This window comes from Rhodococcus sp. 15-725-2-2b, assembly GCF_002259075.1.
Classification (GTDB): domain Bacteria; phylum Actinomycetota; class Actinomycetes; order Mycobacteriales; family Mycobacteriaceae; genus Rhodococcoides.
This window is the reverse complement of record NZ_NPFL01000019.1, coordinates 200,866-220,984: the sequence shown is the minus strand read 5'-3', so window position 1 is coordinate 220,984 and position 20,119 is coordinate 200,866. Positions and strand designations below refer to the sequence as shown.

Genomic DNA, 20,119 nt, shown 5'->3' with positions numbered 1-20,119 from the left:
CTAGGTCGCAGGTCCCAGCCGCAGATCCGTCAGCAGATCCGGGATCAGTCGATCCTCCGTGACTGCTCGGCCCGAGTCACGGAGGGCGGCAGCGAGTTCCGGATCCCACGGGCTGTCCGTTCGATGGCCCTTCAGCGGTTCGGAATTGCGTGCATCGAGTGCGCGTCGGTAGGAATCGACGTCCATCCGCCACGGCACCGCGTCGTATCGGGAGATGGCTCGGGTCACCATCTGCACTCCGGCCCAGTCGAAGTCGGCTCGCCACCGAATCGTGGTGCCGGGCGCTCGGGAGGCCAGCAGCCGGTGCACCGCTGCGGAGGGTTGACCGTCGGTGCAGATCAGGCTCGCGCAGTTCGAGCCGAGGGTGCGGGCTGCGGCGGCGAGCACGGCGACGTTCTCGCAGACGAACACTGTGGACGAGCTGTTGGTGAGCGGGCCGCGCGAGAGCATGTCCACGGTGACGGGGAAGGGGATGCCCTCGTCCGCTGCGTCGTTCAGCCAACGAGCCACCGTGTGGGCCTCGTCGACGCGGTAGCCGAGCACCAGCACCCGGCTGGACACCGAGTCGACCGACACGCCCGCGGTCTCCCACAATGCCCTGATTCCCACCGGATCGACGGGCCGAGGCACGTTCTCGCGCAACGACAGAGCGTCGAGGACGAGCTTCGGGGCACCGCCGCCCGAGAGCGCCTTCGTATCACCGCAGGCCAGTTCCGCGAGTTCGGTCAGCGACATCCCGTCGACAGGAAGCAGCACCAGGACCTGTGTCGCCACCGCGAGCGCGTCGACGGCGACGCGGCCCCCGAGAGTGCCGTCCTGATTGAGCAAGGAGGCGATCCAGTACTCGACCCACTCGCGATCGGTCCCGCCACCGAGAACCTCCCTGGCCCGATCGAGTGCCTCGGCACGTACCCGAGCCTTGTCGGCTGCGATCTGCTTCTTGTCCTGCAACGGAGCCTGCCGCGAGAGGGTGTCGATCAGTCCGAGGCCACCGTTGAGCGGATGGCTCAGCCACGCGTCGAACCGCTCGAGGTCGAGTCTGGCGCTGCGCGCCCGAGAATGCAGACTGGAGTTGGACCGAGAGATCGCGCTGCACAGACGCCACAGTTCCGGGGCCTCGCTCAGGTCGACGGTGATGTTGCCACCGACGCGAAGCCAGTTGGACTCCAACTTCTTTCGTGCCGCATCGAGCAGTGCAGCCAATTCGGCGCTGCCTCGCCATTCGCTGTTACCGGTCAAACTCCAGCCCACCTTCGGTTCGGGTCGGCACACGGCGTGTCAGCGGTGACCCGAGTGCGGCCGCGAGGTCGGTGCCGTCGTGCTCGGCGAACAGTTCGCCGTTCTCCCACACCAGAAGAGCTGCGCTGACGGTGTTCTCGGCTGCCGAATGCGCCAGATCGTAGTGCGCGCAACCGGGCACGTCACCGTAGGTGATCCACAGGTCGTATCCGGTCATGAACAGATCGAGATCGAATTGCACACTTAGGCCGAGCAATTCGCTGCGGCCGTTGTCGTCGACTCCGGCGAAGGCCTCGTCCAGCGCCAGCAGCCGAGGTGAATGTGGATCGGCGGACGAGAGCATCACGTGCGCAGCGGCGAACAGGGGCAGGTGCAGCGACACCGACTGCTCACCGCCCGAGAGCGCACTGTGGCGTGCGACGGTGAGACGATCCTCGTTGCCGTCGCCGCTGATGAGGGTGAAGGCGAACACGCGCCAGCGGCGATAGTCCAGTGTCGTGGATAGGATCTCGGGGTAGGACCGTTCCGGATGCGCCGCGCGAGCGATCCTGATCTCCGACGCGAAGTGCGCGCGCATCGCGGCCAGATCGTCCTGGTTCAACGCCGAGGCGTCGCGGTCGAGCAGCTTCGACACCGCCCTGGCACCGTCGTCGAGGTTGTCCGCGAGCACCCAGTGCACACCGATCGTGTTGCCCGAGGACATGCGGCGCTGCTTCATCTCGGCGGACATCTGCGCGATCAGCTCGCGTGCGTCGACGGTGCGCTCGTGAATCTGCTGCGCCAGGCCGGTCAGCAACGCGTCTTCGAGAATTCGGCGCTCCTGCTCGGTCAGCAACAACTCCTGATCGGCTCTCGCCGCACCGATTCGGTCGGCGAAATCTCCGACCGACGAGTAGCCCTGCTCGTCCTGAACACGGACGACGGTCAAACCGTCCGGCGCATCCCACTGCAGTCGATAGTCCTGACCCGACGCAGCGAGTTGCGAGTCGAACTCCTGCAGCGCACTCGTCAGGGCTGTCCGGGTCGACTTTCGGCTCGAGTCACTGACCTTCACCGACGCCGTCGCTGCATCGAGCGCCGAATGCAGAGCGCGCACGACGGGCGGAAGTACTGGGACCTCGTCGTCGGGACCCTCGGCCTGCTGCACTCGATACAGAATCTGCTCCACGCTCAACCACGCCGAGTCGCTCGCCGGCCAGGTGTATGCCTCGTGGACGCCGAGAATGCCGAGAAGGTCCTTGCGAGCGTAGGGCGCGAGCCGCACGGCGTCACCCAGGGTTTCGGTGACGGCACCGCGCAGGCTTTCCAGTGCTGTGTTGCAGGCCCCCTCGGCCTTGCCGATCGCTTCGCCTGCTTCCTTGTCCGCTTTGCGTGCGGCCCGCTGCTCGGCGCGGCACTTCTCGATGCGTTCGCGTGCGTTCTCGAGATCGGTGTCGATCTGTTCGGCGGTGGCACCGAGCTTCTCGCTGAGGAGCTCGAGGCGTTGCACCTGCTGTCGGTAGTTCTCGTCGGCGATCGCGGCTTCCTCGGCGAGCTCCTCGGCCAGGCCACTCGCTTCTTCGAGTCGGTTGGTTGCTTCGCGGGCGCGTTCTGCTTCGCGCGTGTGATCGCCGCGCTTGCGGATCACCACCGAGCCCTGGTGCTCGAAATGCCTGATCGCCGCGGCGAGGGCATCGATGTCTCGACCGATGTGTGGGGTGCGGTGAGCCACGGCGACGGTACGCAGCTGCTTCTCCTTCGCGGACAGGTCTGCGATCGCCTGGTCGAACTCTCGGTCCGCTGCTGCCGAACTCTGCGTCGAGGTGCGCAGCGCCCCTGCGGCGGCGGTGACGGCGCGTTGCGCTTTCACGATGGCCGAGACACGAGGCAGTTGCTTGGCCGCCGCGGCCAGTGCCTGTACCGATTCGCGGGCAGTTCGCTCGTCGGCCGCCGCGGCCTCCAGTGCGGCTGTCGCGGCATCGATCGCGGCACCGAGTTCGGTGATCCGTTGCTCTCGGCGCCGTGCACGGGCCGTCGCGCCGATGTACTCGGCATCGGTCTTGATGTGTTGGCCCTGCTGCACCCCCTGCCGGTACCGACCGTCGACGCTCATCGAGACGGCACCACCCGAGTCGGCACCTCGATCCTGCTGCAGTGCAACCGAATTCAGAACGTCCAGGATCCGCGATTCGGATACGGCGGTGCCGGGCTCGGGTTCGAGGACGGACGCCAGCGTGGTTCCGGTCGGCCTCGAGGCCTCCGGCAGCGGCGACAGATACTGCTCCGAGCTCGAGTCGACGGGGAAGTCCGCGATCGGGTGGATCCAGCCGTCGAGCAGATTCGCCGCCTGCAGTGCGGATTCGATCCCTGCCGCATCGGCGGGGGAGACCGAGTCGGCAAACCGAACCAGCTGCCACAGAGGCGCACCGGCGAGGTCGGCGCGAGAGTCGGTTCGTGCCGCGAACGGCGGCGGCGCGTCGTCGTGTTCGGCCCGAACCAGAGACAGTTCGTCACGCAGCGAGTTCAGCTCGGCCGTGCGGGTCGACACATCCACGTGCGCCTGGGCCTGGCGGGCACGAAGGGTGTCGACCGCGTCTGCGGTCTGGTCGGCCAGCACCGATTCCAGGCTCGGGGCATCGTCGTCGCCGATGCCCGCCAACGCGGCATCGAGGGCCTCGAACGCTGCGGAGGTGATACCCGCCGAGGAGTACAGCGCCGAATTGTTCGACCACCAGGCCCGCAGTCCCGATGCGAACTGCGCCTTCTCCAGGTCGACGGTCGCCTCGGCCTCGGTGACCGCAGCCGACGCCGCCTCGAGCATCTCGCGAGCCTTCGATGCGGCCTTCTCCGCACGGGCGCGCTCGGTCGACGCCTTCTCGACGGTTCCCAGCGCCTCGCGAACCGCCCGCACGTCGCCGTCGCGTTCCTCGGCATGGCCGCGCAGAGCAGTGCCGATCTGATCGCTGCGGGCTGTTCCGGGCAGTGGTGTCCAGGCGATGCCCGCGTCCTCGGCGGCGGTCTGCAGTTCCTCTTCGGCACGGGTAACCGCGGCGACGGAGTCCCGGAGTGCGGCGTCGGCACGCGCCGCCTCGGTGGTGCGCTGTTCCAGTTCGGCGTGCGCCTTGCGGGCGCGGTCGGCCTGCTGGGCGGTCGAGATCTCCAGCTTCGCGGCGGATTCGGCCAGGTCGTCCAGTTGCTGCTTGCCCTCGTATGCGCTCGAGCGCTGCAGAGTCTCGCGGTCCGCAACGGCCTGATCCAGTGCGCGTTCGGCCTCGTCGAATCGGGTTTCCGCAGCCGCCCGTTCCAGCAGGCGCCGGTCCTTCAGGGCGGCAGCGGCGAAGTGTGCGGTGGTCGCGTGAGTCACCGCCTCCAGCCGGCGCGAGACCTGCTCGACATCCGATCGAGTCTGCACCCGAAGGTATTTGGAGTACACCGAAACGAAGTTCCTGGCGGCGTGATCGGCCTGCGCCAATCCTTCGAGCGCCCGGCCCACCTCCTCCATGTCACTGAAGGAGCGAGCAGCCTCGAGTACCAGCTGCTCGTCCAACGGTCGCAGTCCGTCGGTCAACGCCTGCGAGAGTCCCTTGGGGTCGAGGTTCTTCGCCAATTGCGGGCGGCGAAGCGTCAGAATGAGATTGATCAGCTGGTCGTATCGCTGCGCGCCCAGCCCGAACATGCGGGCATCGATCGCGGCGCGATAGTCCACCGGGCGATCGGTCAAGGCGTCGGTGCCCAGCTGCTCACCGAGCTGCTTCTTCGTCAACGGTCGGTCGTCGGAACCCAGCAACGAGAAGTCCACGCCCACTCGGCCGTCGGCCACGAAGTACCAGCGGGTCACCTTGTCGTTGTGGCGGCTCGCCCGCATTCCGATTCCGACAGTCACCGATTCGGGATCCTCACGAGATCCGCGGCCGAACTCCATCCACACGTACGAATGCGCGCTTTCCTGCCCCCGGTAGAGCAGGTTGGACTTCATCGTCCGTTCTTCTCCCGCAAAGGGATTGAGCCGGCGTGGTTCGATGCGGCCGTCCAGGACGAAGGGAAACAGCACTTCGAGTGCCTTGGTCTTGCCGGATCCGTTGGGGCCGCGCAGTACCAGGCGACCGTCGGCGAACGAGAACTCCTGATCGCGGTAGTCCCACAGGTTGACGATCCCTGCTCGTGTCGGCCGAAAGCGTGTCGAGTGTGCGGTCATCTACTCAGGCCTCTACTTCGGACGATTCGTTACTGACGGACTGTGCGGTTCTGGGTGCTTCTGCGGTGCCGGTGGTTCGTTCGGTGCCGAACAGTGAGTCCTGTGGAGTTCGATCACGCACGCTGACCATCACGTCGCGGTAGCGCGCGATCACCGGCAGCACCAGTACGCCGCCGGAAACGCTGTGTATCAGGCGAAGTCGGTGCAGCAGCGCGATCGCCCGCACTCGTAGTCCATCTCGATCGGTCTGCCACTGAGCTGCGAAGGTGCGGCCGAAGCGTTCGACGAGATCGTCGACGACCGTTGTCAGCCAACTGTCCTCGATCAACGGATACAGCTTCTTCTCGTCCGTATCTTCCAATGCCGTTGCATCGGAACCGAACCCGAATTCGGCGAGATCGCCGAAGATCCCGCCGTCGGGTATGGCGCCGTCCAGCTGCTCGATCAGGGCGTCGCCGTCGGGAAGGGGATGGGTTGCCAGCGCAGGTGCATCCGGATCGATCACTCGGTCCGAGATCTCGCCCGCAATCAGAAGTGCGACCTGGGCAATGGTTCCGGTGCTGGGGAACCGGTGGTCCGACAGTCGTCCCGAGGTGTCGATGAGGGCGACTCCCTCGGCGCGACGCTCGGCAACGAGGCCGGTCAGCAACTCGACGTCCGCAACGGTGCGCGACGCGGCCAGGGCGGATCGGCCGTTTCGGTCGAGATCGTCGTGATAGACGACCGGTTGCTCGACCAACGCTCGGCGAACCGCGCGCAGCGTTTCCTTCGGATCTGCCTCACGCCCGGAGTCGGCCTGTCCCGGGTCCGAATCCTCGGGATCGATCGGGGAGTCCGAGCCGGCCAGTAGACCACGAATCGATCGCAGGTGCTGCACGGCGCGCGGCGGCCGGAACATGGCGACGACGACGGGACGGTCGATGTCGTAGAGGGCCTCGCCTGCGGACGGGTTGTTCGCCCAGCCGGTCGCATCACCGTCGGCCAACGCGATGGCTCCGCGTGTAGCGAGCCACCCGATCGCGTCGACGAACGCGTCTCGGTCGCTTGCTCGGTCGGTCGTCAGCTCTACTCCGTCTACTTGACTTGCTTCTGCCGCAACATGATCGGCCAGCTCGGAGAGGGTGATCTGGTTGCCCGCCCGGCCGAGGGCCGCCAGTGCCAGTGCCAGATACGCGTATCTGCGGCGGTCGAAGATTCGGTCGGTGGACGTTCGCGCGGGCTGGCTGTCGTCGAGCCGATCGATCACCGGGTACAGACGTGCCGTGGTCTCGGTGACCTCGAGGCGATATCCGAACAGTTCGAGCAGGTCCTCGCGCAGTTCGGTCGCCCATCGACGCAGCAGAGGCAGCGCAATCCTGTCGGGATACGTCGTGGTCACCAGGTGGTTCGACAGCGCGACTCGGGCGGCCCGCTGGTAGGAATCCAGTGCGAGGGTGGAGATCTCACGAGCTCTCATCGGCGTGCCACCTCGCTGACCTCGAGCGCGAGGCGGTCCAGATGCAGTCGGCCTCTGCTGGTCCGCACGACCGTCGAACGGTCGCTGTCGCTGAGCGTCAGGCGCACGCCGCTGTCCGATCCGGACGAGTCGGAGGTGCGACCGCTCACGCGCACCCGCGCGGTCAACGCAGCGTTGAGCAGGCTCAAGAGCACCTCGGTTTCCTGCTCGTTCAGAATTCGGTCGTGGATTCCGGTCGACGCAAGCGACTGCGCTGCGGCACTTCGTGATCGCTGCGATTCGAGCTGCTGTTCCCTGAGCCGTCTGATGCCGCCGTCGTTGCGCTGTACCCGACCCGGAACGCCGGGCGTGGGGGTGCGTCCGGTCTCGGCCAGGGTGCGCGAAATCTCGACCGGCGGTGCCTCCCACCACGATCGGGACGTGGAGATGATGTCGGCGTCGGGATGCACCATCGACAGGTGTCTGGGTCTGCCGAGGCCGAACACGGCATGGAACAGGGCGTGCGCGCTGTCCTCGGTAGGCGTGGCAGCGAACCAGCCGGCCAGATGCCGCAGTTGGCTTTCCCTGCTCACGCCACCCCTGCGGGTTTCGGTGACGCGGCGCAGCAGCGACAGCACGGCGGCAATCGCGCTCATCGTGCCCTCGCGGAGTCGCTCGGACTCGCTGAGTTCGGACTCGGCCGAGACGAACCAGTGCGACAGGCCCGCCCAGCGATCGGTCCAGTCGGCGCGGCGTTCGGCGACGGTGAGGAAGACTCGTTCGTCGCTGATCGCGGCTCGCTCGACCAGTTCCTCGATCCCGGTGCTCTCGACGAGTGCTATCGCCTCGGCGAGCTTCGGTGCGTAGCGGGTCAGATCGGAGCTGAATTCACGCATGTGCGTCAGCAGGGCGTCCTTGTGGACCAGAAACGACTCCGGCGTGATCTCGGTGGTGCGCACGAGGTCACCGAGGACGAGATAGAAGTGGGCAGCGCGGGTCGCCATCTCCGACAGCGTCGAATCGAGTCGGCTGAGCTTGCGGTAGATGCGATCGCCGTCGGCCTGACGGTTCGCCTCGGCCAGCTCGTGCATGTCGGCCAGCAGCTCGGGCAGCACCAGCCGCGAAAGCGCGGCGTCGTCCAGGCGGGCTCCGAGCACGTCCTCGACCGCGCGGTAGGCCTTGTAGCCGGCTTGACCGAACTGGTAGACGAAGTGACGGTTGCGGTACTCGGCGAGTGTCGCGGCGCGGGTGCCGTCGTAGCTGCGTTCGAGCAGACCCCAGGCGTGGAGCTGATCGAGCAGGGGTGCGATGTCGAGGGTGGTCAGTGCGTCGTGCCGACCCGGGCTGCGTGCGATGAGGTCGGCCACGTCTCCTGAGTGCAGCAGGACGACGTAGTTGGCTCGTGCGGTGTCGAATGCCCGGAGAACGGCCAGGTACTCGGATCGCTTCTCGGCAACGGCGAAGGAGAACAGACCGAGACGATCTTCCTCTACGAACGCGTTCGCGACTCCCCGCCGCGCGTCCTCACCTGAATCGCTCACTGGAACAGGGTAGGGGGTAGGAGTGCCAGTCGTTCAACCGTGCCGGTCAGAGTTCGACGGTCACTTTTCCGTCCACCACTGCGGCGGGGTAGGTGCGCACGGAGCGGATGCCGCTGGGGCAGGTGCCGTCGTCGAGCGAGAACGTGTACTGATGCAGTGGGCACACGACGATGGATCCGTCGATCTGACCGTCTGCCAGTGGCCCACCCTTGTGCGGGCACACGGCATCCATCGCCCGCACCGAGCCGTCGCTGAGCAGGAACACGGCAACCTGCTTGCCGTCCACCACGTAGGCGCGTCCCTCGCCGGGTGTCATGTCCTCCACGGCCCCGACCGGCACACTCATCGGACCGGTACCTGTGGGAGCGGAAGCAGGGGCAGCGACGGGGTGAACTGGGCCGGCGACTTCGGTGCCGCGCGGTCCTGCCAGGGGTCGACGTACCCGTCCACCGATGCCTGCACCCGCTCGTCGAGTCCGGCGACGATGCCGTCGCGGTCGTCGATCAGCACGGCCTGCAGTTCTTCCAGGCCGACACGCGGGACCCATGCGTACGTTCGCTCGAGCCACTGAGCGTTCTCGCGGTAGTGCTGGATGAACCTGCCTGCCACGGTGAGAACCTCCTCGGCCCCTGTCACGGTGGCCAGTAGATCACCCTTGCGGATGTGTGCGCCTGCCGCGCCACCGACGTAGATCTCCCATTTGTCCTCGCCGACCGAGACGACGCCGAAGTCCTTGCACAGTGCCTCCGAGCAGTTGCGCGGGCAGCCCGCGACCGCAAGCTTCAACTTCGCGGGGGTCTCCAGGCCCTGGAACCGCTCTTCGAGGGCGATGCCCAGGGCTGTCGAGTCGCCGAGGCCGAAGCGACAGAAGTCGCTGCCGACGCAGGTTTTCACCGTGCGCATGCTCTTGCCGTAGGCGAAGCCGGAGGGCATGTCCAGATCGCCCCACACCTTCGGTAGATCCTCCTTCTTGATGCCGAGAAGGTCGATCCGCTGTCCGCCGGTGACTTTGACCAGCGGAACGTGGTACTTGTCCGCGACGTCGGCGATCCTGCGCAACTGATCCGGGGTGGTGACGCCACCCTTCATCTGCGGCACCACCGAGAACGTGCCGTCGCGCTGGATGTTGGCGTGGACGCGGTCGTTGATGAACAGTGCGCCGCGCTCGTCGACCCAGTCCGGGCCCCACACCGTCCGCAGCAACGATGCCAACGGCATCTTGGCGGCGGCGTCCTCCGTTCCCTCGGTCGCCAGCGCCGCGAACACCGCGGATACCGCCCGAAGATCCTGCGCCCGAACGGCGTCGATCAGCTCGGGCTTCGTCATGGGGATGCAGGGCACGTACCAGTCGGCGGTGGGATCGGCCTCGACCGCACCGCCCGCAGCGCACGCGATGATGTCCTGGACCAGACCCTTGCAGGATCCGCACCCTTTGCCCGCACGGGTCTTCGCGGTCACGTCGCTCAGGTTCTTCGCGCCCGCGTGCACGCAGGCCACGATGGCACCCTTGGTGACACCGTTGCAGTTGCACACCTGCACGTCGTCGGCCAGTTCGGCGGCTCCCGTTGCCGCGGAGGGAGTTCCCATGTCGAAGAGCATGCTGATGCGCTCGTCGGGCAACGGCACTTTCTCGTCGAACGCCTGCGTCAGGAAGTTGGCCTTGGAGATGTCGCCGAGCAGGGTGGCACCGACCAGCTTGTTGTTCCGGACGATCACCGATTTGTAGGTGCCACTGCGCGGCTCGTAGAACTGGACGAACTCGTCGTCGTCGCGTTCGGGCGCGGTGATCCCCATCGAGGCGACGTCCACGCCTGCCACCTTGAGCTTGGTGGTCAGCCGCGAACCGTGATACGCCGCAGTGGGATCGGCTCCGGTGAGCACGTCGGCCAACACGACGGCCTGCTCCCACAGCGGCGCGACGAGACCGTAGACCTCGCCGCGATGCTGACAGCATTCACCCACGGCATAGATGGAACCCTCGTCTTCGCAACGCAATTGGTCGTCGACGACGATTCCTCGTTCGATCACCAGACCTCCGGCGCGAGCGAAATCGACACTGGGACGAATGCCCGCGGTGACCACGACCATGTCCGCGTCGAGTGAGGTGCCGTCGTTGAACCCGACGCCCGTGACGACGCCGTCCTCGGATCGCAACACCGACGTGGTCCGCTTGGAGGTGTGCACGCCCACGCCGAGGGACTCGATCTTGTTGCGCAGCACCCGTCCGCCACGCTCGTCGAGCTGTTGGTTCATCAGGTGACCGGGGGAGTGCACCACGTTCACCTCCAGACCCTGCGTGCGCAAGCCGTAAGCGGCTTCGAGTCCGAGGAGTCCGCCGCCGATGACGACCGCCGATACGTCGTCACGCGACTGCGCCATCTGCAGCATGCCGTTGGTGTCGGCGATGGTGCGGAAGCCGAACACGCCGCGCGCCAGCCTGCCGTCGGACTCGCGCAGGCCGTCCATGTTCGGGAAGAACGTGTTGCTGCCGGTGGCGATGATCAGCACGTCGTAGTCGACGGACCGCCCGCTCTCGCAGACGACGGTCTTGGAGAACCGGTCGAGCGTGACCGCGCGGTCCCCGGCGTGCAACGTGACGCCGTTCTCGCTGTACCAGCTCATCGGGTTGAGGATCAGATCCTCGTCGTCGACGGTGGCCTCGCCGGACAGCACGTGCGAGAGCATGATTCGGTTGTAGTTGCCGTACGGCTCGTCGCCGATCATGGTGATCTCGAACAGCGAACTGCCGTCGCGTTTGATGATTTCTTCGACGGCCCTGGCGCCGGCCATCCCGTTACCGACCACCAACAGTCGCTGCTTGCCTGCGGTCATCAGATCAGCACCAGACCGAAATCGACGACGACCTCTCCGCTGGTTCCGGCAGGGGCGGCAATCACCAGTTCGAGCACCGTGTCCGGGTCCACGTCCTCGACCACGCGCAGCGGAATGTTCACTCCGCTCTTGGCACCCATCGGGAACATGCGCATCGGGCTGCCGTCGCGTAGCAGGGTCACGACCACCAGCTCGTCGCTCGAGTTTCCGCCGCGAAAGTACAGGGGCTGAGCAGTCGCACCCTCGGGGACGACGAAGCTCAGGCTGGGATCGATCAGCTCTGGCTTGTCCAGACCGTGCCCGGTGAAGGAGAAGATGCCGTGCAGGAATCGCGGTGTGCTGGCCATACCCACGAGGTTGCGGGGTCGGGGTGACGTCACCGCTGCGGTGACGTTACGTCGGGATCAGAAAGACCTCACCGGCTCCCGGTCCCTCGTGTGCGGTCGGTCAGAGTCCGAAGTTGCCCGGACCGCGTCGCCTCAGGTATTTCTCGAACTCGGCCGCGATGGCGTCGCCGTCGATCTTGGCGATCGCATCGGACATGTCCACCTCGGCGTCGCCGCGCTCCTCGAGGCTGCGGACGTATTCGCTGATCTCCTCGTCTTCCTTCGTCATCTCGGTCACCGCCTCTTCCCATTCCTCGGCCTGGGTCGGCAGTTCGCCGAGAGGTACCTCGATGTCGAGCACGTCCTCGACCCGCTGCAGCAGCGCCACGGTCGCCTTGGGGTTGGGCGGCTGAGAGACGTAGTGGGGAACAGCAGCCCAGAAGGAGACCGCGGGCACCCCGGCCTTGACGCACTCGTCCTGCAGTACGCCGGTGATTCCGGTCGGTCCCTCGTAGCGGGTCTGTTCGAGGTTGAACTGTTCGGCCGACTCGGTGCTGTAGGCGGTGCCGGTCACCGGAACGGGCCTGGTGTGTGGGGTGTCGGCCAGCAGGGCTCCCAGGATCACCACGGTCTCGACGCCGAGCTGTTCGACGAATTCGAGCAGGTCGTCGCAGAAGCTGCGCCAGCGCATGTTCGGCTCGATTCCGCGCAGCAGCACCACATCGCGTGAGCTGCCGGGAGGCGAACACACCGACAGCCGCGTCGACGGCCACTCGATCTCGCGAGTGACGCCGTCCACCTGGCGGACGGTCGGGCGGTTGACCTGGTAGTCGTAGTAGTCCTCGGAGTCCAGCTCGGCCAACGGGCTGGCGTCCCAGATCAGCTCCAGATGTTCGATCGCACCGCTGGCCGCATCGCCTGCGTCGTTCCACCCCTCGAAGGCAGCCACCAGGATCGGGGAGCGCAACTCGGGAATGTCGTCGTCGAGATCATCGAGATCGTCGGGATCTGTGGCGTTGGCCACAGCGTCGTGGACGGCCTCGATCAATGCAGCATCGAGAGGCACATCCGATCCGGCACCTGAAATGTCCGTATTTTCGGTACCGTCGTCGATCGGGGACTGGCCATCGAGGTTTCGGGGACTCACCACGACAGCCTACGACCCGACGTAACTTCGGTGCCCACTACTCTGTAGTGATGCCCGCTGAACACAAGCCCAGTCTGCTCGATGCGATTTCACGTCGCGTTGTCATCGGCGACGGCGCGATGGGCACGATGCTCCAGGATGCCGAGCTGACTCTCGACGACTTCATCGGTCTCGAAGGCTGCAACGAAATCCTCAACGACACCCGGCCGGATGTCCTGCGGGAGATCCACCGCGAGTACTTCGCGGCAGGCGCGGACGCCGTCGAGACCAACACCTTCGGGTGCAACCTGCCGAACCTCGCCGACTACGACATCGAGGACCGCATCCGTGAACTCGCGGAGAAGGGCACCCGTCTCGCGCGCGAGACCGCCGACGAGATGGGCCCCGGCCGCGATGGAATGGGCCGCTACGTGCTGGGCTCGATGGGCCCGGGCACCAAGCTCCCCACCCTCGGACACGCTCCCTTCGCCCGACTGCGCGACGCGTACACCGAGGCCGCCCTCGGCATGATCGACGGCGGTGCCGATGCCATCCTGGTCGAGACCTGCCAGGATCTACTGCAGGTCAAGGCTGCGATCATCGGCAGTCAGCATGCGATGGACCGCCTCGGCGTCCGCATCCCGATCATCACCCACGTCACCGTCGAGACGACGGGCGCGATGCTCGTCGGCAGCGAGATCGGTGCCGCACTGACCGCACTCGAACCCCTCGGTATCGACATGATCGGGCTCAATTGTGCGACCGGTCCGGCCGAGATGAGCGAGCATCTGCGGCATCTGTCCAAGCATTCACGACTTCCGGTGTCGGTCATGCCCAACGCCGGCCTGCCGACGCTGGGCGCGAAGGGTGCCGAGTACCCCCTGACCGCCCCCGAACTGGCCGAGGCTCTGAGCGGTTTCGTCAACGAGTACGGGTTGGCTCTGGTCGGCGGTTGCTGTGGCACCACGCCCGAACACATCCGCCAGGTTGCCGACATGGTCCACGGGGCAACGAAACTGGAACGTCGGCCTGCACCCGAGCCGGGCGTGTCCTCGCTGTACACCGCCGTTCCGTTCGAACAGGATGCGAGCATCCTGATGATCGGTGAGCGCACCAACTCCAACGGGTCCAAGGCATTTCGCGACGCGATGCTCGCCGAGGACTACGAGAAGTGCCTCGACATCGCCAAGGATCAGACGCGCGACGGTGCCCACATGCTCGATCTCAACGTCGACTACGTCGGTCGCGACGGTGCCGCAGACATGGCCGCGTTGGCCAGCCGCCTGGCGACCGCGTCGACCCTGCCGATCATGCTCGACTCCACCGAACCTGCCGTCCTGGAAGCAGGGTTGGAGCACCTCGGTGGCCGCAGCGCGGTCAACTCGGTCAACTACGAGGACGGCGACGGGCCCGACTCGCGGTTCCAGAAGATCATGCGTCTGGTCAAGGAGCACGGTGCCGCTGTCGTCGCTCTGACCATCGACGAAGAAGGACAGGCACGTACGGCCGAGTGGAAGGTGCGAGTCGCGGACCGGTTGATCACCGACATCACCGAGAACTGGGGCCTGCGCCACGAGGACATCATCGTCGACACCCTCACCTTCCCGATCTCGACGGGCCAGGAAGAGGTGCGACGCGACGGCATCGAGACCATCGAGGCGATCCGGCAGCTCAAGGAGAAGTACCCGAAGGTGCACACCACCCTCGGGCTGTCGAACATCTCGTTCGGCCTCAATCCCGCTGCACGCCAGGTGCTCAACTCGGTGTTCCTGCACGAATGCACGCAGGCCGGTCTCGATACCGCCATCGTGCACGCGTCGAAGATCTTGCCGATGAACAAGATTCCCGACGAGCAGCGCGAGACGGCACTCGACCTGGTGTACGACCGCCGCAGCGAGGGCTACGACCCGCTGCAGAAGCTCATGCAGCTCTTCGAGGGCGTCTCCGCGGCCTCCGCTCGCGAATCCCGCGCCGAGGAACTCGGCCGACTGCCGCTGTTCGAGCGACTCGAACGGCGCATCGTCGACGGTGAACGCAACGGCCTCGACGCCGATCTCGACACCGCGATGACCGAGAAGCCGCCGCTCGAGATCATCAACGAGACGTTGCTCTCGGGGATGAAGACCGTGGGCGAGCTGTTCGGCTCCGGGCAGATGCAGCTGCCGTTCGTGCTCGCCTCCGCCGAGGTGATGAAAGCTGCTGTGGCGTACCTCGAGCCGCACATGGAGGCGACCGACGACGACGGCAAGGGCCGCATCGTGCTCGGTACCGTCAAGGGCGACGTGCACGACATCGGCAAGAACCTCGTCGACATCATCTTGAGCAACAACGGCTACGAGGTGGTCAATCTCGGTATCAAGCAACCGATTTCGACCATTCTGGAAGCCGCGATCGACAAGCGCGCCGACGTGATCGGCATGTCCGGGCTGCTGGTGAAGTCGACGGTGGTCATGAAGGACAACCTGATCGAACTCAACTCGCGCGGTGTCGCCGAGCAATTCCCGGTGCTCCTCGGCGGAGCCGCGCTGACGCGGTCCTATGTCGAGAACGATCTGCAGGACGTCTACGAAGGCGACGTGCACTATGCGCGAGACGCGTTCGAAGGTCTTCGGTTGATGGACACCATCATGACCACCAAGCGTGGCGGCGGTCCGGCTCCGGACAGCCCCGAGGCACTCGCCGCGAAGGCCAAGGCGGCCGAGCGCAAGGAACGTCACGAGCGCTCCAAGCGAATCGCCGAGAAGCGCAAGGCCGCCGAGGCACCGGTGGTCGTGCCCGAGCGATCCGATGTCGCTGCCGATATCGACATCCCGGTGCCACCCTTCTGGGGCACGCGCATCGTCAAGGGCGTGTCGCTGTCGGAGTACTCGGGGCTGCTCGACGAGCGGGCTCTGTTCCTGGGGCAGTGGGGTCTGCGCGGTGCACGTAAGGGCGAAGGCGCCACATACGAGGATCTGGTGGAATCGGAAGGCAAACCGCGCCTGCGTTATTGGCTGGATCGCCTGAGCACCGACGGCATCCTCGCGCATGCGGCGTTGGTGTACGGATACTTCCCGGCGGTGTCCGAGGGCGACGACGTCGTCGTGCTCACCGAACCCGAACCCGACGCGCCCGAACGCTTCCGATTCACGTTCCCGCGTCAGCACCGCGACCGGTTCCTGTGCATCGCGGACTTCGTTCGATCGCGTTCGGCTGCGCGGGAATCGGGCCAGGTCGATGTTCTGCCGATGAACCTGGTGACGATGGGTCAGCCCATCGCGGACTTCGCCAACGAGCTGTTCGCTGCCGATTCGTACCGCGACTACCTCGAGGTCCACGGAATCGGAGTTCAGCTCACCGAAGCCTTGGCCGAGTACTGGCATCGCCGGGTACGCGAGGAACTCAAGCTGTCCGACGGCAATTCCGTTGCCTCGGAGGATCCCACCGAGGCCGAAGGCTTCTTCAAACTCGAATATCGCGGTGCGCGTTACTCGTTCGGCTACGGAGCCTGCCCGGATCTCGAGGACCGCATCAAGCTCGCCGCGCTTCTCGAACCCGAGCGGATCGGCGTGAAGCTCTCCGAGGAACTGCAGCTGCACCCCGAACAGTCGACCGATGCATTCGTGCTTCATCACCCGGAGGCCAAGTACTTCAATGTCTAGTCCAACTCACCTGCACGGTGTCCTGTGGGACATGGACGGCACACTGCTCGACTCGGAGAAGATCTGGGACGTCGCTATCGGTGAGTACTCCCGCTCCCTGGGAACCGAACTCAGCGCGGAAGTACGCGAGAGCACCCTCGGTAACTCGATGCGGGACGCGCTGAGCAAGGTGCTGGCCAACGCCTCGGTGGAGGTCACCGACGATCATCTGGCCGAGGGGCGCGAATGGCTGACCGCCCGCGTCGGAGACCTGTTCGCCGAGGGGATTCCGTGGCGACCAGGTGCCAAGGACGCCCTTGCGCTCGTGCGCGAGATGGGCCTGTCCACTGGGCTGGTCACCAACACCGAACGCGGTCTGGTCGAGCGGGCACTGGACACCCTGGGCCGCGAGTACTTCGACATCACCGTCACCGGCGACGAGGTCGAGGCAGGCAAACCGCACCCGGCACCGTACCTGCGCGGTGCTGCGTTGCTCGGACTCGAGGCCGCGTCGTGCCTTGCGGTCGAGGATTCGCCCACCGGATCGCTCTCTGCCCACACGGCGGGGTGTCCGGTGTTGGTGGTTCCCTCCGAGATCGCAGTGCAGGCGGCACCCGGATACACGATTCGCGACGGTCTCGTCGGACTCACTGCCGAGGACGTTCGCCGGGCCTGGTCGGGCCGAACGCCCTAATCTCGACCGTATTCGTGTACCCGAGTGACGACGTGAAAGAATATCCAGTCGTGAAGACTTTCGATTCGCTGTTCGCCGAGCTCACCGATCGCTCGAAGACCCGTCCCGAGGGTTCGGGCACCGTCGCAGCGTTGGACGCTGGAGTTCATTTCCAGGGCAAGAAGGTCCTCGAAGAAGCAGGTGAAGTGTGGATCGCTGCCGAGCACGAGAGCGACGAGGCGCTCGCCGAGGAGATTTCGCAGCTTCTCTACTGGGTCCAGGTGATGATGGTGGGCAGAGGCCTCGAACTCGAGGACGTCTACAAACATCTGTGAGTTCGATCCGCTTGTCGCTCACGAACTCGTCGAACAAGGACACTCCATGCTGCGCGTAGCCGTACCCAACAAGGGCGCTCTCTCCGAGTCCGCCGCCGAAATTCTCAGTGAAGCCGGCTACCGACGCCGAAGCGACTCGAAGGACCTGACGGTTCTCGATCCGGCGAACGGCGTCGAGTTCTTCTTTCTCCGCCCCAAGGACATCGCGATCTACGTCGGATCCGGGCAATTGGATCTGGGTATCACCGGACGCGACCTGGCGCTCGATTCCGGTGCCGCGGTCGAGGAACGGCTGGCACTCGGGTTCGGCCGATCGACCTTCCGCTACGCCGCACCCGCGGGCAAGCAGTGGGTACCCGAGGACCTGGGCGGACTGCGCATCGCCACGTCCTATCCCAACCTGGTGCGTAAGGATCTGGCCGCCAGAGGACTCGAGGCTACGGTCATCCGCCTCGACGGTGCGGTCGAGATCTCCATCCAGCTCGGTGTGGCCGACGCGATCGCCGACGTGGTGGAGTCGGGACGTTCGTTGCGTCAGAACAATCTCGTGGCCTTCGGCGAATCTCTCTGCGATTCGGAGGGTGTGTTGATCGAACGAGCAGGCGCTCCGGGCACCGACTCCGCACGCAAGCAACTCATCGCCCGTGTCCAGGGCGTCGTCTTCGCGCAGCAGTACCTGATGCTCGATTACGACTGCCCCAAGGCGATCCTCGACGAGGCCGTGAAGATCACCCCGGGAATCGAATCGCCGACCCTCGCCCCGATGGTCGACGACAACTGGGTTGCCGTGCGCGCCATGGTTTCTCGCAAGGTCCACAACAACGTCATGGATCAGCTCGCCGAGCTGGGTGCCAAGGCGATCCTCGCGTCCGACATCAGGTCCTGTCGAGCATTCTGAGTCCGGGTAGCCGACGGGTCGTGTCGCGCGTTGCGTGCGCGCCGCGGGTGCCCCGATCGTTGTCGCTCGTCAGGTGCGACGCCGAACCAATACCGTCTGCGCGATGCGCCCGACCGGTCCCAGTTCGTCACTGAGCGTGCCTGCACACATGGCGATACCGTCGGGACCGGTGGAGGTCTCCGCCGAGACTCCTACCCATTCACCCTGCGGCACTCGGAACACGTGCACGGTCAGGTCGGTGTTCAAGAACGTCCATTCGTCGATCGGCAGTTTCGCACCGATGCCGTTGGCGATATCCGCAATCGAGAAGAGTCGTTCCAGGGGTGTCATCGATTCACCCTGCACGAGAACGGGTGTGGGCCTGGCCCAGATCTCACCCGGTCCGTCGGCTCCGAGTCCGGTGAGGATCTTGAACTCGACGGCGTCGAGATAACCCGACGACCAGGTGCCACCGAAGGTGTAGTCGACACCGTCGCTCACCGGTCGCATCACCGGATCGCCCGAGTGAGCCACGTCGTCCGTCGGCGTGGTGCGCATACGCCATGCGCTGCCCCGGGCGACAGCGCGCGCAGTTCCCGAGGCACCGGCCGCCCAGAGTTCCGCCACGACGAGCTCGATGTTGGTACCGGGACGCTCCGTCCATGCTCGGATCTCGATGTCGCCGACCGGAACCGGTCCGAGGATGTCCACGGCCACCCGACTGATCCGGGTGTCCTCGCGCGCGTCGACGCGCTCGAGTGCACGGACCAACAGGGCGGACGGCGGTGCCCCGTGCTGCATCGTCGGTGCCCACAGGCTGACGGTGTGCTCGGTGGCGGTGACCCTCTCGTGGCCTTCACTGCCGACACCGGCGGGGACGAAGAAGGCGTTCGGAATCGTCACTGCTCGGACACCGTAGAAGCCTGGGCCGTCTGCGGCCAACCCGGATACGGCGGGGGAGTGCCGCCGAACTCGGGGCACAGGGCCTGGTGGTCGCACCACTTGCACAGTGCGCCCTTCTTGGCGCGGAAGTCGCCGGTCTCGCCTGCGGCCAGAATCGCTTTCCAGATGGCAGACAGCATGCGCTCGAACCTGCGCAGCTCGTCTTCGTCCGGAGCGTAGGTCAGTTCCTGCTTGTCGGCCAGATACATCAATTTCAGTTGCGCCGGAACGACGCCGCGCATGCGCATGATCATCAGGGCGTAGAACTTCATCTGGAACAGCGCCTTGGACTCGGTGAACTCCCGCGGAGCCCGGCCCGTCTTGTAGTCGACGACGCGGATCATGCCGTTGGGTGCGACGTCGATTCGATCGATGAATCCCCGAAGCGGCGTGCCGTCGTCCAGATCGATCTCCACCCGTTGCTCGCAGGACTCGGGCTCGAAGTGAGTCGGGTCCTCGAGTTCGTAGTATCCGGCGACCAGAGCCCGAGCGCGATCGAGAAAAGCCGTCCGCTCGTCGGCAGGAACCAACGACTCGATGGCGGGCGACTGGGCAACCACTCGCTCCCACGCCGGATCCACCAGGTCGCGCGCAGTCGTCGGCACTCGGTCCTGCGCAGGCAACGCGTAGAGAGCCTCCAGTGCGGCATGCACCACAGTTCCCTTGACCTGAGCTTCGGTGGAGACCTCCGGAATGCGGTCGACCGCGCGAAAGCGGTAGAGGAGAGGACACTGCTTGAAATCGCCTGCGCGGGAGGGCGACAACGCCGGCGTGCTGCGGGGGCTCGGCACCGCCAGCGGCGGTCGCGCGCTGTCGCCGAGGTCGAGTAGAGGCAAGTCGATGGGCGTCGACACGGAAATACTCACGACTGCGAGACTATGCCGTTGGTCCGACATCTTCGGTCAAGGCCGTAGTCTGGCACGTCGAGTCGTCCCAGGTGTCGGACCAACAGGTCGGGCGTCGAACAGAGCAACGAAAGCAGGTTCCGCTGTGCCGTCC

14 protein-coding genes are annotated in these 20,119 nt (G+C 65.8%); 4 read left to right on the top strand and 10 right to left on the bottom strand.

Features of this window, described 5'->3' with window-relative positions; all coding sequences use genetic code 11:
- The 8 genes from CH306_RS21645 to CH306_RS21610 all read right to left on the bottom strand — a co-directional run bounded on the left by CH306_RS21645 (position 1) and on the right by CH306_RS21610 (position 12,571).
- Entirely contained in the window at positions 1-1,239 is a 1,239-nt protein-coding gene (locus CH306_RS21645; protein WP_256981233.1) for a DUF2399 domain-containing protein, read from the bottom strand.
- Positions 1,229-5,413, bottom strand: coding sequence for a TIGR02680 family protein (locus CH306_RS21640; protein ID WP_094647918.1), 4,185 nt, complete (start codon positions 5,411-5,413; stop codon positions 1,229-1,231). The genes CH306_RS21645 and CH306_RS21640 overlap by 11 nt, the downstream gene beginning before the upstream one ends.
- A 4-nt stretch (positions 5,414-5,417) precedes the next feature.
- A complete protein-coding gene (locus tag CH306_RS21635) occupies positions 5,418-6,869 on the bottom strand; it encodes a TIGR02678 family protein (RefSeq protein ID WP_256981232.1) in 1,452 nt (483 codons plus the stop codon).
- A complete protein-coding gene (locus tag CH306_RS21630) occupies positions 6,866-8,389 on the bottom strand; it encodes a TIGR02677 family protein (RefSeq protein WP_094647917.1) in 1,524 nt (507 codons plus the stop codon). The genes CH306_RS21635 and CH306_RS21630 overlap by 4 nt, the downstream gene beginning before the upstream one ends.
- A gap of 46 nt (positions 8,390-8,435) precedes the next feature.
- Positions 8,436-8,735 carry a Rieske (2Fe-2S) protein gene (locus CH306_RS21625; protein WP_094647916.1) on the bottom strand — a complete coding sequence of 100 codons (300 nt, stop codon included), beginning with the start codon at positions 8,733-8,735 and terminating at the stop codon, positions 8,436-8,438.
- Complete coding sequence (gene nirB / locus CH306_RS21620; RefSeq protein WP_094647915.1) at positions 8,732-11,221, bottom strand: nitrite reductase large subunit NirB; 2,490 nt, start codon at positions 11,219-11,221, stop codon at positions 8,732-8,734. The genes CH306_RS21625 and nirB overlap by 4 nt, the downstream gene beginning before the upstream one ends.
- Complete coding sequence (locus CH306_RS21615) at positions 11,221-11,568, bottom strand: hypothetical protein (protein WP_032398066.1); 348 nt, start codon at positions 11,566-11,568, stop codon at positions 11,221-11,223. The genes nirB and CH306_RS21615 overlap by 1 nt, the downstream gene beginning before the upstream one ends.
- Before the next feature lie 100 nt (positions 11,569-11,668).
- Positions 11,669-12,571, bottom strand: a complete 903-nt coding sequence (locus CH306_RS21610; RefSeq protein WP_032398465.1) for a PAC2 family protein — start codon at positions 12,569-12,571, stop codon at positions 11,669-11,671.
- A gap of 173 nt (positions 12,572-12,744) precedes the next feature.
- On the opposite strand from CH306_RS21610, the gene metH reads away from it, so the two are divergent.
- From metH to hisG, 4 genes are read left to right on the top strand one after another with little or no spacing between them, the layout of a single operon-like run.
- Entirely contained in the window at positions 12,745-16,314 is a 3,570-nt protein-coding gene (gene metH, locus CH306_RS21605; protein WP_032398067.1) for a methionine synthase, read from the top strand.
- On the top strand, positions 16,307-16,987 hold the full coding sequence (locus CH306_RS21600) for an HAD family hydrolase (RefSeq protein ID WP_032398068.1): 681 nt from the start codon (positions 16,307-16,309) through the stop codon (positions 16,985-16,987). Before metH ends, CH306_RS21600 begins: the two co-directional genes overlap by 8 nt.
- 50 nt (positions 16,988-17,037) lie before the next feature.
- Complete coding sequence (locus tag CH306_RS21595) at positions 17,038-17,301, top strand: phosphoribosyl-ATP diphosphatase (RefSeq protein WP_032398466.1); 264 nt, start codon at positions 17,038-17,040, stop codon at positions 17,299-17,301.
- Positions 17,302-17,347: 46 nt separating this feature from the next.
- Positions 17,348-18,199, top strand: a complete 852-nt coding sequence (gene hisG, locus CH306_RS21590) for an ATP phosphoribosyltransferase (RefSeq protein ID WP_094647914.1) — start codon at positions 17,348-17,350, stop codon at positions 18,197-18,199.
- Between the two features lie 69 nt (positions 18,200-18,268).
- Here the strand turns inward: hisG and CH306_RS21585 are convergent, their stop codons facing one another.
- Both CH306_RS21585 and CH306_RS21580 read right to left on the bottom strand, forming a co-directional pair.
- Positions 18,269-19,081, bottom strand: coding sequence for a thioesterase family protein (locus CH306_RS21585; RefSeq protein WP_094629986.1), 813 nt, complete (start codon positions 19,079-19,081; stop codon positions 18,269-18,271).
- Positions 19,078-19,917 (bottom strand): RecB family exonuclease, encoded by an 840-nt coding sequence (locus CH306_RS21580; RefSeq protein ID WP_094648007.1) that lies wholly within the window; start codon positions 19,915-19,917, stop codon positions 19,078-19,080. The genes CH306_RS21585 and CH306_RS21580 overlap by 4 nt, the downstream gene beginning before the upstream one ends.
- Positions 19,918-20,119 lie beyond the last annotated feature (202 nt).

Bases quoted from the DNA above. Each gene is read 5' to 3' on its own strand.
- CH306_RS21640 (WP_094647918.1), bottom strand. From the start codon at position 5,413: ATGACCGCACACTCGACACGCTTTCGGCCGACACGAGCAGGGATCGTC.
- CH306_RS21635 (WP_256981232.1), bottom strand. From the start codon at position 6,869: ATGAGAGCTCGTGAGATCTCCACCCTCGCACTGGATTCCTACCAGCGG.
- CH306_RS21625 (WP_094647916.1), bottom strand. From the start codon at position 8,735: ATGAGTGTGCCGGTCGGGGCCGTGGAGGACATGACACCCGGCGAGGGA.
- nirB (WP_094647915.1), bottom strand. From the start codon at position 11,221: ATGACCGCAGGCAAGCAGCGACTGTTGGTGGTCGGTAACGGGATGGCC.
- CH306_RS21615 (WP_032398066.1), bottom strand. From the start codon at position 11,568: ATGGCCAGCACACCGCGATTCCTGCACGGCATCTTCTCCTTCACCGGG.
- metH (WP_032398067.1), top strand. From the start codon at position 12,745: ATGCCCGCTGAACACAAGCCCAGTCTGCTCGATGCGATTTCACGTCGC.
- CH306_RS21600 (WP_032398068.1), top strand. From the start codon at position 16,307: ATGTCTAGTCCAACTCACCTGCACGGTGTCCTGTGGGACATGGACGGC.
- hisG (WP_094647914.1), top strand. From the start codon at position 17,348: ATGCTGCGCGTAGCCGTACCCAACAAGGGCGCTCTCTCCGAGTCCGCC.